The sequence below is a fragment of the Parafrigoribacterium mesophilum genome (assembly GCF_039652555.1).
GTDB lineage: Bacteria > Actinomycetota > Actinomycetes > Actinomycetales > Microbacteriaceae > Parafrigoribacterium > Parafrigoribacterium mesophilum.
Genome location: NZ_JBDJAF010000040.1, coordinates 1 through 284, shown reverse-complemented (window position 1 = coordinate 284; position 284 = coordinate 1). Strand labels below are relative to the sequence as shown.

Sequence of the window (284 nt, the reverse complement as noted above, 5' to 3'; positions counted from 1 at the left end):
ACCTCGAGTACAGATGGCTGTCCGCCGATCATCGTGACGGCGCGTCGGCCGCGTGGCGGAGTGACCCACATCGCCGGCACGCTGTCCCAGTGGGAGTCCGGTCTCGTCCTGATGGCGCCGTTCGCCTCGCAGCACACCACGATCCTCGTCGACGGGCACCTCAACGAACGCAGTTACGTCGAATTGACGGTGGCGATGATGGCGAAGTTCAACCTGCAGGTCACGGTCTCCGACGACTGGTCCCGGTTCGACATCGAGCCGTACCAAACCGCGCAGCCGTGCGA

Annotated in this window: 1 protein-coding gene; it reads left to right on the top strand. The window is 64.8% G+C overall.

What is annotated here, in order from left to right; translation table 11 throughout:
- Positions 1-60: 60 nt before the first annotated feature.
- Positions 61-284 (top strand): hypothetical protein (locus ABFX56_RS16010; protein ID WP_346234353.1); only part of this gene is annotated, 224 nt, incomplete at its 3' end.